Here is a 14,462-nt window from a genome sequence, read left to right on the forward strand (position 1 = left end):
GACCTGGCCGCCAACCGCGACGAGCTGCTGGCCAAGGCCAAGGCCTGGTGCGCGGCCAACCCCAAGCCCTCGGCACCCTGGGACACCAAGGGCTTCCGCATCCCCGGTGGCGACAGCAAGAGCCCCGCTGTGGTTCAGGTGCTGGCCATTGCCCCGTCGATGGCCAATGCCAAGGCGCATGGCAACTACCCCGCGCTCACGCACATCATGTCCTGCCTGTTCGAAGGCTGCCTGCTGGACTTCGATGCCGCCTCGCAAGTGGAGTCGCGTTACTTCGCTGCCTGCGTCGTGTCGCAGACCAGCAAGAACATGATCAACACCTTGTGGCATCAATTGAACGCCATCAAGAAGGGCCAGTCGCGTCCCAAGGGCCCGGCTGAATCCAAGGTCAAGAAGCTGGGCGTGCTGGGCGCCGGCATGATGGGTGCGGGCATCGCCTACGTGTCGGCCAAGGTCGGCATCAATGTCGTCTTGCTGGACACCAGCCTGGACAACGCCGAAAAGGGCAAGGCCTACTCGCAAGGCATCCTGGACAAGGCCGTGGCCCGTGGCCGCAGCACGCCTGACAAGCGTGATGCCCTGCTGGCCCGCATCAAGCCCACCACCTCGTATGACGATCTGGAAGGCTGCGATCTGGTGATCGAGGCCGTGTTCGAAGACCGCGACATCAAGGCTGTCTGCACGCAGAAGTCCGAGGCCGTGATCCCTGCCACCGCCGTTTACGCCTCGAACACCTCGACGCTGCCCATCACCGGCCTGGCCAAGGCCAGTTCGCGTCCGGCCAACTTCCTGGGCCTGCACTTCTTCTCGCCCGTGGACAAGATGCCCCTGGTCGAGATCATCGTGGGCAAGGAAACCTCGGATGAAACGCTGGCCCGTGGTTTCGACTACGTGCTGCAGATCGGCAAGACCCCGATCGTGGTCAATGACAAGCGCGGCTTCTACACCTCGCGTGTGTTCACGACCTACATCATGGAAGGCATGGCCATGCTGGGCGAGGGCGTGCACCCCCGCTCGGTGGAAGTCGCCGGCATGAAGGCGGGCATGCCCATGCCGCCTCTGGCGCTGCAAGATGAAGTCTCGCTGAGCCTGTCGTTGCACATCGCCGAGCAGACCCGCAAGGATCTGGAAGCCGAAGGCCTGAGCTTGCCCGTGCACCCTGGTTTCGCCGTGGTGCAGAAGATCGGTGGCGAGCACAACCGTATCGGCAAGAAGGCGTCCAAGGGCTTCTACGATTACAACGGCAAGGAAAAGACCCTGTGGTCTGGCCTGACCGAGGTCTATCCCCCCAAGGCCGTGCAGCCTTCGCAGCAAGAGCTGGTGGACCGCATGCTCTACGCCCAGGCCAATGAAGCCGCGCGTTGCTACGAGGAAAACGTGGTGCGCTCGGTGGCCGATACCAACATCGGCTCGATCTTCGGCTGGGGCTTCGCACCCAACCAGGGTGGTGCACTGCAGTTCATCAACGCCGTGGGTGCGAAGCAGTTCGTCGAGCGTTCGCGTGAGCTGGCCAAGGCCTACGGCCCGCGCTTCGAGCCCGCTGCCATCGTCGTCAAGCAAGCGGCGGAAGGTGGTCGCTTCGAGGACAAGCTGTGAGCACTGAGGCTGGACCCCTGTCCGGCCTCCTGTCAGGCCTGCGCGTGATCGACCTCACGCGCAACCTGCCAGGGCCTTTCGGCACGCGCATGCTGGCCGATCTGGGCGCCGAGATCATCAAGGTGGAGCCGCCGGAAGGCGACCCCGCTCGCCCCCTGGGCACCTTGTTCGAGGCGCTCAATCACGGCAAGGAATGCCGCAAGATCGATTTCAAGAACGCGGCTGAACTCACTCAGTTGCGCGACTGGATCGCCACCGCAGACGTGATGGTCGACAGCTTCCGCCCCGGTGTGCTCAAGGCCATGGGCCTGGACTGGGAGGCGCTCAAGGGCCTCAATCCGAAGCTGGTCATGGTCTCGATCACGGGCTATGGGCAGCAAGGACCTTGGGCCCAGCGTGCCGGCCATGACATCAACTTCATGGCGATCTCGGGCGTGCTCGATCAGGTGCGTGCCACGACGGGCGAGCTGGCGATGTCCAATGTGCAATGGGGTGACCTGGCCGCAGGCTCTTCCATGGCCTGCATCGCCATCCTGTCTGGCGTGTACGACGCCGGCAAGCGCGGCAAGGGCCGTCACATCGATGTGAGCATGACCCATGGCCTGCACACGCATCTGGTGATGCCCAAATCCACCGGGGCCTTGTTGGCGCCGATGCTGGGTGGTCGCATGCCGGGTGCCGGGCAGGACATGCTCAATGGGGTGCTGCCTTGCTACAACCTGTATGGCACGGCTGACGGCCGCCACCTGGCTGTGGGCTCCCTGGAGTTCAAGTTCTGGAAAGCCGCCTGTGAGGTGTTCGAGCGCCCTGATTGGGTGAACCGTCACTGGCAGCGTGGCCAGATGCCGGGTTCGGCCGATTGCGCCGAATTGCGCCAGGATGTGGCTGCCTTGGTGGCATCCCAGCCGATGGCGTATTGGGCCGAACGCTTCGAGCAGGCCGATGCCTGTGTCACACCTGTGCTGACTTTGGCGGAAGCGCAAGCTCACCCGCTGTTTGAAGGCCAGGCCCAGGTGCAGCCTTGGACGCAGGTTGCTTGAAGGTTTGATCGACGTTTTGCAAGACTGACCGGGGGGTCAGACTGGTACGGGCCTGGTGAGTTTTGGCGCCAGGCCCGTATTTTTTTCAGGCTGCACGTGCTTGCGGCGCGTCCTCTGCAGGATGAACCTGGGCTTCCAACGCCCGCGCCATCTCTTTGCGAAAACGATTGAGCTCCTGCACGCTCGCAAAGCTGCGGTCCATCAGTGAGCCCAGGTTGTGCAGGATGCGCTCGGCCACCTTGCCCTCCCAGACCGCGTCAAACTGGATCTGCTTGTCCAGCCAGTGCTCCAGCCAGGCCGGATCAGGCAGGCGCGACTGAATGGTGTCACGGGGGAACAGTTTGGCGTTCACATGCAGATTGGTGGGGTGCAGAGCTTGTGCCGTGCGGCGCGCACTGGCCATCAGCACACCCACCTTGCTGAAGGCCGCACGGGCCTCGTCACCAAAGCGGTTGAGGGCCTTCTTCATGTAGCGCAGGTAGGCGCCGCCATGGCGTGCTTCGTCACGTGACAAGGTTTCATAGATGGCCTTGATCACCGGCTCGGTGTGCCATTCGGCCGCGCGGCGATACCAGTGGTGCAGGCGCACCTCGCCGCAGAAGTGCAGCATCAGCGTTTCCAGAGCTGGCGCCGGATCAAACTCGAAGCGCACTTCGTCCAGTTCCTTCTCGGTCGGGACCAGGTCGGGGCGGAAGCGGCGCAGGTACTCCATCATCACCAGGGAGTGCTTCTGCTCTTCGAAGAACCACACGCTCATGAAGGCGCAAAAGTCGCTGTCGTCGCGGTTGTCACGCAAGAACATTTCCGTCGCTGGCAAGGCGGCCCACTCTGTGATCGCGTTCATCTTGATGGTCTGCGCTTGTTCGTCGCTGAGCTGGCTGGCGTCAAAGCGGTCCCATGGAATGTCGGTATCCATGTTCCAGCGGACGGATTCGAGTTGCTTGAACAGTTCGGGGTAAAGCATGACGTTCTCCATGAGGTGCGCGGCAGCAGGCTAAATCAGATTCGTGACGGGCAGAAGAACAAATGTGGACAATGCCGTGACAAGCCCTTGTCATGCAACAGCCATGCCCTTGGTCTGGATATGACACTTCGGTGCACACTGTGCGTTCGATATTGCTTTTGCGTTCTTGCCCAGAGCGCTTCTCTCATGAAACGTGCCAACCTGTCTTCCCCTTGCGCTTTGACCCTGTTGAGCCTGTTCGTTTTGGGCGCAGTCAGCCAACCGGACGTGGCCTCGGCCGCACCTGCTGTGGTCGTCACGGCCGCAGCATCTGATTCGGCGTGCCCAGCCTTGCTGAACAAGACCTTCCCTCGATTGCAGGATGAAAAGCCACAGTCTTTGTGCCAATACAGCGGGCAGGTCATTTTGGTTGTCAACACCGCCAGCTATTGCGGCTTTACCAAGCAGTTCAAAGGCCTGGAGACGCTCTACAGCCAGTACAAGGACAAGGGCTTGGTCGTGCTGGGCTTCCCGTCCAACGATTTTGGCAGCCAGGAGCCCGGTTCAGCCAAGGAAATCGCCGAGTTCTGTGCCAACACCTACGGCGTGAAGTTCCCGATGTTTGCCAAGAGCCATGTGGTGGGCGATGAGGCCAACCCCCTGCACGCCGAACTGCGCAAGGCCACGGGTACGCGCCCTAAGTGGAATTTCTACAAGTACCTCATCGGGCGAGACGGGCGGGCCGTCAAGGCCTACAGCAGCATGACCTCACCGGATGACCGCGAGCTCATCGAGGACATTGAAAAGCAGTTGAGCACGAATAAGTGATCGACCCAGTGCCGCTATGGCGGCATCCGAGCATGCAACTCTGATTTCAATGGGCAAAAAAAACCCCGCCACAAAGGCGGGGCTGCGCAAACCCTGTACTTGTTGTTGAACTCTGACCTGTCTGGAGCCGGTATCGGTGTGTCGCCGACTGGCGCAAACCCTCTTGTTCTGTGTTCTCCCTGGAACCGTGTGACAGCACGTATTAAAAATGTAGAGGGTTCCGACAAGGCGCGTATCCCCCTCTAGAGGGGTGCTGTTTGCGTCAAGGGCATAGCAAGCGTCAATCCCCCTGGGGGAGTGAGATGGCGCGGTGGGATGACCACTTAAACAGGGGGGTGCTTGTGCACAAAGCCACGCGTTGAAGGAGGGCGGTCTGCTCGACCCTCAAGTTGGGGGATGACGACACCGATGGACACGTCATGATGGGCTTGAGGTCTGACAGACCGACCTTACCTACAAGGCAAGCCTGAAGGACCACGGAGTATCGTTCATGCACATGCTTTACAACTCGGACAGTTATGCGGTCGTACAGATCGAGCTGCCCACATCCGATGTCACGCTGGCCGTGGAGCACCACGCCAACAGCCTGACACGGGGCGGCTACGAGATCGTGGACAAGTTCGCCCGCAAGGAACTGTTCATCGAGGGTGCATTGGCCGAATCCTTCAAGGAAGGTGTCGAGGCCTTGATCGAGACCTCGCCCAGCGTCGAGGAATTCGACGCCTATCTGGAGCGCTTCGCCGGCATGGCGCAGCAACCAGTTGTGATGCATTGAACACAAAGCTGTGATTGATGAGCCCGTGAGGGCTCAAGTGACAGCCATTCCCTGCCGATAACCGATCACGGATAAAAGCAAATGATCGGGTAAAGCGCGAGGCCCTCCTGGGAGGTGGGGCCTTTCAGGGGAAATGCGCATGTCACAACAGTGGATGGAGCCCCACTACGACGCCACTTCGCTGCTCGCAGCGTGGGTCGTCGCGGTGTACGCTCTTTACTTACAAAGCCTGGTGGTTCGCCGCGTGCGAGCCCATGACAGGGATACGGGATTTGCCTGGGTTCTGGGCGGCGCGGTAGGCGTCGGCACAGGCATCTGGGCGGAAGGCCTCTTGGGGCTGATCGCGATGCAACTGCCCATTCAAGTCGGCTACGTGCAGGCGATCTTGCTGGCCTCGTGGTTGCCGGCCATGGTGCTGAGTGCGGGCACGATCTGGATGCATTGCTACCGTCAACTGGCTGTAGGGATGCGGATCATGGGGGGGCTGCTGGTCACGGGTGCCCTGTGTCTGCTGACCTTCGTCAATGCTTCTGCGATCGTCTTGCAACCCGCGATCGAATGGGATGGGACCTATGTGGCCGGCGCCATTGCGCTCATGCTGGCAACTTGCGTCTTCGCCTCGATTTTCATTCGATGGGCTTTGCAAGGACGATTGAGCCATCTGCGCACGCTGGCGGTAGCCGCTGTCGTGGCCACGCTGTTCCGGGGCGGGCAGATGCTGATTCTGATGGGCATGAACGTGTCATCTGCGGTGGTGTGCCTGAGTGCCGATCAGGTCTCGGTGGATTCCTTGCAGTTCCTGCTGACGGCGCCGGTGCTTATCCTGCTTGGGTTGGTGCACCTGGGAACCGTGCTGGACGATCGCGCCATGCGCAAGCAGGAAGTACTGACGGCCTCCCTGGCACAGGCTCAGGCCGCGCTGGAGGAAGCGGCCCAGCAGGATGCATCAACCGGCATGCTCAACCGCCTGGGCTTTGAAAAAGCCTTGCGCCTCCAGCTCGATGGCGAGGGCAGCGGCGATCAGGCACTGAGCGTGTTTCGCCTGAACCTGGATGGCTTCAAGAGCCATGTGGAGACCTACGGGCCGGACATGGGGGACACCATCGTGAGCTTTCTGGCGGGGCGCCTGCGCGGCCTGGTCAGAGACGGCGATGTGCTCGCTCGCTCCGACACCGACGAATACCTCTTGCTGTGCCACGGCTTGAGTGATGAACACCAGGTGGCCCAATTGGCTCAGCGCCTGGGAGACGCCGTTCATGAGCCCTGTCTGATCAAGGACCAGGACATCATCCTGAGTTGCTCCATCGGCATCGCCAGCTTCCCGGCCAGCGCGAACGCCGAGCAGTTGTTGCACCACTCGCGCGATGCCATGCTGACGGCGCGCAAGGCGGGCGGCGGCGTGTACTGCGTCTACGAGCGCGGCATGGACCACATGGGCCTCGATCAAGTGGAAATGCAGCGCGATCTGCGCCATGCGATCGAGCGCAATGAGTTGACCTTGCACTTCCAGCCCAAGCTGCGCGCCAGCGACAACGCGCTGGCCGGCGTGGAGGCCTTGCTGCGCTGGACGCACCCGGTTCGGGGCTCCGTCAGCCCTGTTCAGTTCATTCCGGTGGCCGAGCGCTTCGGCTTGATTGGCGAACTGGGTCTGTGGGTGCTCAACGAGGCCTGCCGCCATATCCGCATGTGGCACGACGCCGGGCTCAATGTGCCTGTCGCCATCAACTTGTCCGCCCATCAGTTGCGCCAGCCGGACCTGGAGTTGCGTGTGCGCGATGCCTTGAAGCGCCACCGCGTGCCCGCGCGGATGCTGATCATGGAGATCACCGAAAGCGCCGCGATGGACGACATCGATGCTTCACTGCGGGTGTTTGACATGCTCGATGACATCGGTGTGCGCCTGTCGATCGACGACTTTGGTACGGGCTATTCCAGCCTGAGCTACTTGCGCCGACTGCCCGCACGTCAGCTCAAGATCGACCGCAGTTTCGTGAAGGATCTGGCATCCAGCCTGGATGCGCAGGCGATTGTGGAGGCCGTTGTGAGGCTTTCACACGCGCTGGGCCTCAAGGTGGTGGCCGAAGGCGTCGAAACGCAAGAGCAGGCGCAGATATTGGCGCATCTTCAGTGTGATGAGCTTCAAGGGTTCCTCTTTGCCAAGCCCATGCCTGAAAGTGCCCTGCTGGCCTGGTTGGTTCAGCGTGGAACGAGCGTGCCTTCTGTGAGTCAGTCGGCGCAGGTTCACGCGGGCCTGGAGGAAGAGGACCGGCGTTGCTGGTCGGAACTGGAGGCTGCTGGTCCATGAGCCCTGATCACCCGTCATCGTTGCAATGGTGGTGGATGCTTGCCGCCCTTGTTGGTGTGGGTGTGTTGATGTCGATTCTGCGCGCCTGGCTGGCAGCACGTCAGCGAGCGGCACACGCCGAGCAGGGCCTGCACCGTGCGCCACCGCCCGTGGCGTCCCCAGAAAAGCCTGCCACACAAGTTCAGGATCCTTTGACTGGCCTGGCCACACGACTGTGGCTGGAAGATCAGCTTGCCGCCGCCGTGATGCGCGCGGAAGCACGCCAGCGGCGCCTGGCCTTGCTCTACGTGGATATGGACGGATTCAAACCGGTCAATGATTCCTTTGGCTATGCCAGTGGTGACGCCTTGTTGCGCGAAGTGGGCCACCGGCTGGCGAGCATGGGGCGGGGTACGGACACCATTGCCCGCATGGGCTCCGACGAGTTCATCATGCTGCTCGACGGCGATCCGGACAGCGCATCGGCCGCGCTGGTGGCCGACCGCGTGCGCCACAAGCTGCAGATCCCCTACGTGGTGGCCGGTCGCGAGGTACGCCTGTCGTGTTCCATCGGCATCGTGATGTACCCCGAACATGGCCCGCGCGCCAAGCTGATTGCCCGCGCCGATGCAGCCATGCTGGCGGCCAAACATGCGGGCGGCAACATGCATTGCTTCTTCGATGCCAGCATGGACCACGACTCGGAAAACACCATCGACCTGCAGCGCGATCTGCGCCGGGCCATCGAAACCCGCACGGGCCTGGAGCTGCACTATCAACCCAAGATTGATGGCCGCACGGGCGACATCACCGGGGCTGAAGCGCTGCTGCGCTGGCATCACCCGGAACGCGGCATGGTCAGCCCCGCAGTGTTCATCCCGATCGCCGAGCGGTTCGGCCTGATCGGTGCCCTGGGCCAATGGGTCACCGATGAAGCCTGCAGGCAAGTGCATGTCTGGTTGGATCAGGGCTTGCGCATGCATGTGGCCATCAACCTGTCGGTGCACCAGTTGCGCCAGTCGGATCTGGTGGACAAGATCCAGGAGGCCCTGACTCGCCACAAGGTGCCGGCCGAGCTCATCACCTTCGAGGTCACCGAGTCTGCCGCCATGGAGGACGCCAAAGCGTCCATGCGCATATTTGAACGTCTCTCCAGCATCGGCGTTCACTTGTCCATCGACGACTTCGGAACGGGTTACTCCAGCCTGAGCCATCTGCGCAAGCTGCCGGCCACCCAGCTCAAGATCGACCGCAGCTTCGTTCAGGACGTAGACCAGGAAGAAGACGCCAAGGCCATTGTGCGCGCTGTGATCAAGCTCGCCCATGCGCTTGGGCTAACGGTAGTGGCCGAGGGCGTCGAGACGCAGGCGCAGCAAGGCATACTTCGTCACCTCGGGTGTGATGAAATGCAAGGGTACTTGTTCGCCAAACCGATGCCTGCTGCCCATTTGAATAGGTGGGTAAGCCTGGACAAATCAGGCGATGCTGGCGACAGGCCAGGATTTCGTTTGTCAGCGTTCAACATGGATGAGCCATCTGCAGGTCGGCCCGGGCCAGTTCAGAGCGAATAGCCGCCTCGGCGATCTCGCTCGGTTGCGACGATCGCACGCACCTCGCCATCAGGCAGGCCCACCGCTTGCAATGCATGCGTGGTCAGGACCAGTCCTGCCTCCAGCATCTCGGGTACCACCATGGTGGCACCGGCCTCGCGCAGTGCCTGCGCGTGGGAGTCGTCGTGCGAGCGCACAAAGATGGATAGATCCGGATAGAGCGTTCTGGCGTACCGCACCACTCGGTCGGCTGCGGCCGGCTGATCCATGGTGACAACGAGGCAGGTGGCTCGTGCGAGGCTCAGCTTCTGCAAAAGCTCCGGGCGAGTGGCCCGCCCAAAGTAGACCGGCATACCCCGCGCGCTGAGGCTGGCCACACGCTCCACATCGTGTTCGATCCCCATATACGGCACATGCCGTTCATCGAAAACGGCAGCCAGTTGTTGCCCTACACGGCCCATGCCGATCACGACGACCTTGCCGCCTGGCGCGGGTAACTCGGCGGAGCTTTGCTGGCTGTCGCTGCCTTGCTGGAGCGCATCCCAGCGCCTGCCCCAATACTGGCCCAGGCGGGCGAGGCCGGGGGTGACCACCAGGCTGAGGCTGACCACCAACAGCATGAACTGCCCAGTTTCGGGTGTCAGCAGGTGGCTGCTCAAAGCTGAGCCAATCACGATGAAGGCGAACTCGCCACCCTGACCCAGCAGGGTGCCGCCCTCCAAGGCCTGGCCTGCAGTGAGGCCACTGAGGCGCAGCAAGATGCCCGTGATGAGGCTTTTGATCAGGAGCAGTCCCAGCACGGAGGAGATGATCCACAGTGGATCACGCAGCACTTCCCGCAGGTCAATGCCCATGCCGACCGACATGAAAAACAGTCCCATGAGCAGACCCTTGAAGGGCTCGACGCTGACTTCGACCTCGTGCCGATAGGCGGTTTCAGCGAGCAGCAAGCCTGCCAGAAAGGCGCCCAAAGCCATCGACAGGCCTGCCAGTGCCGTTGCGCCCGCCGTACCCAGGGCCACAAGCAGGGTCAGGGCCATGAACACCTCTGGCTGGCGGTCTTTCGCGAAGAACCGGAACAAGGGGCCGATCGCCAGGCGGCCCATGACCAATATCACGCCGACGACGCCGATGGACAAAGCTGCGGTACCGAGCAACTGCCCCAGCATGCCGTGGCGACTGTCGGTGGCCAGCAGGTCGATCACGATCAGCAGCGGCACAACGGCAAAATCCTGCATCATCAGCACTGAAAAGCACACTTGCCCCATGGGTGTGGCCAGGGTCCGATCCTGGGACATCAATTGCATGACCACGGCCGTAGATGACAAGGACAGCACCAGGCCGAGGATCAGTGCCACCTCCAATGGGTTGCCAAACCAGGATGCTGCTGCACCGATCACCAGCGCGCTCACGAGGATCTGGGCACTGCCCGTGCCGAACACCCATTTGCGCAGCGCCCAGACTCGTTGAAGCGACAGCTCCAGTCCGATGAGGAACATCAGAAAGATCACACCCAGTTCGGCCAGGGCGTGCACACCCTGGTGGCGAGGAATGCTCACCCACGACAGGCTGGGCCATTCGCTCACGAGGCTGCCTGTACCAAAGGGGCCGACCACCACGCCCACGCCAAGAAACCCCAGGACCTGGTTGACGCGCATGCGCTGCAGCAGGGGGATCAGAACCCCGGCGAGTGCGAGAAAGAGCAGAGTCTCTCTGAGAAAGGGCAAGGAGGAACTGTGGTCCATCGTTGAGAATCACTGGGCAGACAAGTGTGCCAGCGTATGTTTGGTCAGAACTTCGGCCATCGCGGAGTCAGGGGTGATCACGGTCAGACCTGGTTGATTCAATAACAAGCTCGCTTCACTCTGATTGTGCGCGACCAGATAAATGGCGGCGGATTCATTGAGTTGTCGCGCCATGTCGATGAGTTGTTGCGTGAGGATGCTGTCGCCTGTGGTGATGACCAAGGCCTTGGCGCGAGCGATGTGTGCCTGGATCAGGGTGGCAGGATCCGCCAGATCGCCAGACACGGCTGGAACCTGGTTCTGGCGCAAGCGCTCGACGATCGCGCGGTTTTCCTCGGCAACCACGTAGCGAACATTGGCTGTGTCCAGAAGCGTTGCGACGCCTTGCCCCAGGGCTCCGTAGCCTACCAGCACCACCTGCCCTGTCAGGTGGGCCGGGTCTACCGTGTTGGGCAGTTGCGCAAGCGGATCGTCTCTGGAAGCCAGGCTTTGGGCCAACGATGACCTGGTCTGAAGCCAGCCAAGTAGCGGATCCAGTGCGGCGAACAGCGCAGAGTTGGCTGCAATTGACACCAGTGCACCTGCCAGGATCAGATCGCGTCCTTCTTGAGGTAGCAGACCCAGCGCGCTACCCAGCCCGGCCAGGATGAAGGAAAACTCGCCGATCTGTGCCAGGCCTGCGCCGACCGTGAGTGCCGTATTGAGTGGGTAGCGGAAAAGAAGGACCAGGGCGATGGCCGCAACGGTCTTGCCCAGCAAAATGATGGTGGCCGTCAGCAGCAACTTGCCTGGCGATTGCCACAAGATGGACGGATCGAACAGCATGCCGACCGATACGAAAAAGAGCACGGCGAACGCATCACGCAGTGGCAGCGACTCGGCTGCTGCACGGTGACTGAACTCCGATTCGCGCATCATCATGCCTGCGAAGAATGCGCCCAAGGCAAAGGACACATCGAACAGTTTGGCAGCACCAAACGCCACGCCCACGGCGACGGCCACCACGCACAGCGTGAACAACTCACGCGATCCGGATCGGGCTACCCACCACAGCATGCGAGGTAACAGTCGGCGGCCCAACACCAGCATGGTCGCCACAAAGGCGACGACCTTGGCCAAGGTGAGTGAGACGGAGAGCCACAAGGGCTGGGTCGATGTGGGTGTGTTGCTCTGGGGCAGCAAGCTGGCAAACGCGGGCAGGAGCACCAGCACGAGGACCATGACCAGGTCTTCTACAATCAGCCAGCCCACGGCGATGCGACCATTGACCGTATCGAGTTGGCCGCGCGCCTCCAGCGCTTTGAGCAGCACCACGGTACTGGCCACCGACAGGCACAGTCCAAACACCAAGGCTGCGCCGACGGACCACCCCCACCAGCTCGCCGCCCCCATGCCCATGGCCACCGCTGCAGCGATCTGCACCAATGCACCGGGAATGGCGATGCGCTTCACAGCCATGAGATCGGACATGGAAAAGTGCAGGCCAACACCGAACATGAGGAGCATCACCCCGATTTCGGCCAATTGCCCCGCCAGGCCGACATCCGCTACGAAGCCGGGCGTTCCAGGCCCGATGAGTACGCCGGCCACCAGGTAGCCGACCAGCGGCGGCATGCGCAGCCAAGATGCCCCGAGTCCCAATAGCAGCGCCAGGCCGAAGCCCGCTGCGATGGTAGAGATCAGGCTGACGTCATGCGGCATGGCGGGGGTCAGTCATGTTGGTAAGGTGGCAATACTGCGCCGCAATGAAAGCAGAAGCGCGCTTGCGCCGCGTGGCCCTCCGTGAGGCAATGCTGACAGGTTCGCGTGGTCGGGCGTCCGCGCTGAGCGCTGATTTCGGCGCTCACGATGCCGGTCGGCACGGCCAGCACGCCCCAGCCCAGCATCATCATCAGGGCCGAGATCAGGCGCCCAAGATCCGTCTTGGGGGTGATGTCACCGAACCCGACGGTCGTCATCGTGGTCACGGCCCAGTACATCGACGTGGGAATGCTGGTGAATCCGTTGGCGGGGCCTTCCACCACGTACATGACCGTGCCCATGATGAGCACGACCATCATCACGAAGCCCAGAAAGACCATGATCTTGCGGCGACTCGCGCTCAGCGCGGCGGCCAGCCCGGTGTATTCAGTGACGTAGCTGCCCAGTTTGAATATCCTGAAAACACGCATCAAGCGCAGGATGCGCACGTCCATGAACACGCTGGCCTCGGGTATCAGCAGTGCAAAGTAGGTGGGCAGGATCGACAGCAGATCGATGACGCCGAAAAAGCTGGTGGCGTAGGCCAGCGGGCGCCGTACGCAAAGAAGGCGCAGCAGGTATTCGAGCGTGAAAAGGCCGGTGAAGACCCACTCAAGGGCGTCGAACTGCCCGCCCCAACGGGCCTGGATGCTGGTCACGCTGTCGAGGGTGACCACGCTCACGCTCAGCAGGATCAGGGCGATCAAGGTTTGATCGAAGCGCCTGCCCGCCAGGGTGTCGGCCTCGAAAATGATGGTGTAGAGGCGCAGCCGCCAGCCTTCCAGTGGTTTGTCCAGATCCTTGTTCATGGGGTGGTTATACGTCAGGCTCGGGGGGCTTTGCGGCTTCTCACTAAAATGGCGGAATGAACACGCCCGTCACCCTCGCGCCCGTCGCCCGCCGCCCCTACACCCGTGCAGCCCAGTTGCCGGAGATCATGCGCCAGCGCATCGTCGTGCTCGACGGCGCCATGGGCACCATGATCCAGCGCTACAAGCTGGGTGAGGCCGATTACCGCGGCGCCCGTTTTGCTGATCACGCCAAGGACCTCAAGGGCAACAACGAGCTGCTGCAGCTCACCAAGCCTGAAGTCATCCGTGAGATCCATGAGCAGTACCTGGCCGCCGGTGCCGATCTGATCGAGACCAATACCTTCGGGGCGACCACGGTGGCCCAGGATGATTACGATCTGCCCGAACTGGCCTACGAGATGAATGTGGCCGCAGCCCGCCTGGCGCGCGAATGCTGCGACAAGTACAGCACGCCTGACAAACCCCGTTTTGCTGCCGGCGCCATCGGCCCGACGCCCAAGACTGCCAGCATCAGCCCCGATGTGAATGATCCCGGCGCCCGCAACGTGGATTTCGACACCCTGCGCCAGGCGTATTACGACCAGGCCAAGGCCTTGATGGAAGGCGGTTGCGACGTCTTCCTGATCGAAACCATTTTCGACACGCTCAATGCCAAGGCCGCCATCTTTGCCGTTGACCAGTTGTTTGAAGACACCGGCGAGCGTTTGCCCATCATCATCTCGGGTACGGTGACGGACGCCTCCGGCCGCATACTGTCGGGGCAGACGGTGAGCGCCTTCTGGCACTCGGTGCGTCACGCGCATCCACTGGCCATCGGCTTGAACTGCGCGCTGGGTGCCACGCTGATGCGCCCCTATATCGAAGAGCTGTCCAAGATCGCGGGCGACACCTTCATCAGCTGCTACCCCAACGCTGGCCTGCCCAACCCGATGAGCGACACGGGTTTCGACGAAACCCCCGAGATCACCGGCGGCCTGGTGGAAGAGTTTGCCAAGGCGGGCTTTCTCAACATCGCGGGCGGTTGCTGCGGCACGACGCCGGGCCATATCGCGGCGATTGCCAAGCGTGTGAGCGCCTACAAGCCCCGTTGCCTGCATGAGGGCAACACAGGCTTTCTGAGCGAGCTGAAGGCCGCCTGACGATCGCTGG

The 14,462-nt window shown here is 62.0% G+C and carries 11 protein-coding genes; 7 read left to right on the plus strand and 4 right to left on the minus strand.

Annotated elements, in window-relative coordinates; all coding sequences use genetic code 11:
- Together HY836_RS03700 and HY836_RS03705 are read left to right on the plus strand one after the other, a co-directional pair.
- A partial coding sequence (locus tag HY836_RS03700; RefSeq protein WP_290673710.1) for a 3-hydroxyacyl-CoA dehydrogenase NAD-binding domain-containing protein occupies window positions 1–1,596 on the plus strand: 1,596 nt, incomplete at its 5' end.
- Window positions 1,593–2,636: a CaiB/BaiF CoA-transferase family protein gene (locus HY836_RS03705; RefSeq protein WP_290673712.1), complete on the plus strand. Its 1,044-nt coding sequence runs from the start codon at window positions 1,593–1,595 to the stop codon at window positions 2,634–2,636. The genes HY836_RS03700 and HY836_RS03705, both read left to right, overlap by 4 nt.
- Window positions 2,637–2,721: 85 nt before the next feature.
- On the opposite strand, the gene HY836_RS03710 is transcribed toward HY836_RS03705, so the two are convergent.
- Complete coding sequence (locus HY836_RS03710; RefSeq protein WP_290673714.1) at window positions 2,722–3,600, minus strand: ferritin-like domain-containing protein; 879 nt, start codon at window positions 3,598–3,600, stop codon at window positions 2,722–2,724.
- A 186-nt stretch (window positions 3,601–3,786) separates the two neighbouring features.
- On the opposite strand from HY836_RS03710, the gene HY836_RS03715 reads away from it, so the two are divergent.
- From HY836_RS03715 to HY836_RS03730, 4 genes are all read left to right on the plus strand, one after another.
- Window positions 3,787–4,407: a glutathione peroxidase gene (locus tag HY836_RS03715; protein ID WP_290673716.1), complete on the plus strand. Its 621-nt coding sequence runs from the start codon at window positions 3,787–3,789 to the stop codon at window positions 4,405–4,407.
- 490 nt (window positions 4,408–4,897) lie between these two features.
- Window positions 4,898–5,182 (plus strand): DUF3567 domain-containing protein, encoded by a 285-nt coding sequence (locus HY836_RS03720; RefSeq protein WP_290673718.1) that lies wholly within the window; start codon window positions 4,898–4,900, stop codon window positions 5,180–5,182.
- A gap of 139 nt (window positions 5,183–5,321) precedes the next feature.
- Window positions 5,322–7,487 (plus strand): EAL domain-containing protein, encoded by a 2,166-nt coding sequence (locus HY836_RS03725; RefSeq protein ID WP_290673720.1) that lies wholly within the window; start codon window positions 5,322–5,324, stop codon window positions 7,485–7,487.
- Window positions 7,484–9,037: a bifunctional diguanylate cyclase/phosphodiesterase gene (locus HY836_RS03730; protein ID WP_290673722.1), complete on the plus strand. Its 1,554-nt coding sequence runs from the start codon at window positions 7,484–7,486 to the stop codon at window positions 9,035–9,037. Before HY836_RS03725 ends, HY836_RS03730 begins: the two co-directional genes overlap by 4 nt.
- Here the strand turns inward: HY836_RS03730 and HY836_RS03735 are convergent.
- The 3 genes from HY836_RS03735 to HY836_RS03745 are packed head-to-tail and all read right to left on the minus strand — an operon-like array spanning window position 9,025 to window position 13,310.
- Entirely contained in the window at window positions 9,025–10,761 is a 1,737-nt protein-coding gene (locus HY836_RS03735; protein ID WP_290673724.1) for a cation:proton antiporter, read from the minus strand. The two genes, HY836_RS03730 and HY836_RS03735, sit on opposite strands and share 13 nt — an antisense overlap.
- A gap of 9 nt (window positions 10,762–10,770) precedes the next feature.
- A complete protein-coding gene (locus HY836_RS03740) occupies window positions 10,771–12,462 on the minus strand; it encodes a cation:proton antiporter (protein WP_290673726.1) in 1,692 nt (563 codons plus the stop codon).
- Between the two features lie 8 nt (window positions 12,463–12,470).
- Window positions 12,471–13,310: an ion transporter gene (locus tag HY836_RS03745; protein ID WP_290673728.1), complete on the minus strand. Its 840-nt coding sequence runs from the start codon at window positions 13,308–13,310 to the stop codon at window positions 12,471–12,473.
- A gap of 56 nt (window positions 13,311–13,366) precedes the next feature.
- Between HY836_RS03745 and HY836_RS03750 the strand changes: the two genes are divergently transcribed.
- On the plus strand, window positions 13,367–14,452 hold the full coding sequence (locus tag HY836_RS03750) for a homocysteine S-methyltransferase family protein (RefSeq protein WP_290673730.1): 1,086 nt from the start codon (window positions 13,367–13,369) through the stop codon (window positions 14,450–14,452).
- Window positions 14,453–14,462: the final 10 nt, after the last annotated feature.

It is taken from the genome of Aquabacterium sp. (genome assembly GCF_016234775.1).
Taxonomy (GTDB): Bacteria; Pseudomonadota; Gammaproteobacteria; order Burkholderiales; family Burkholderiaceae_C; genus Aquabacterium.

Coding starts and splice junctions, on each gene's coding strand:
- HY836_RS03750 (WP_290673730.1), top strand. CDS start 13,367: ATGAACACGCCCGTCACCCTCGCGCCCGTCGCCCGCCGCCCCTACACC.
- HY836_RS03710 (WP_290673714.1), bottom strand. CDS start 3,600: ATGCTTTACCCCGAACTGTTCAAGCAACTCGAATCCGTCCGCTGGAAC.
- HY836_RS03745 (WP_290673728.1), bottom strand. CDS start 13,310: ATGAACAAGGATCTGGACAAACCACTGGAAGGCTGGCGGCTGCGCCTC.
- HY836_RS03740 (WP_290673726.1), bottom strand. CDS start 12,462: ATGCCGCATGACGTCAGCCTGATCTCTACCATCGCAGCGGGCTTCGGC.
- HY836_RS03730 (WP_290673722.1), top strand. CDS start 7,484: ATGAGCCCTGATCACCCGTCATCGTTGCAATGGTGGTGGATGCTTGCC.
- HY836_RS03720 (WP_290673718.1), top strand. CDS start 4,898: ATGCACATGCTTTACAACTCGGACAGTTATGCGGTCGTACAGATCGAG.
- HY836_RS03715 (WP_290673716.1), top strand. CDS start 3,787: ATGAAACGTGCCAACCTGTCTTCCCCTTGCGCTTTGACCCTGTTGAGC.
- HY836_RS03735 (WP_290673724.1), bottom strand. CDS start 10,761: ATGGACCACAGTTCCTCCTTGCCCTTTCTCAGAGAGACTCTGCTCTTT.
- HY836_RS03725 (WP_290673720.1), top strand. CDS start 5,322: ATGTCACAACAGTGGATGGAGCCCCACTACGACGCCACTTCGCTGCTC.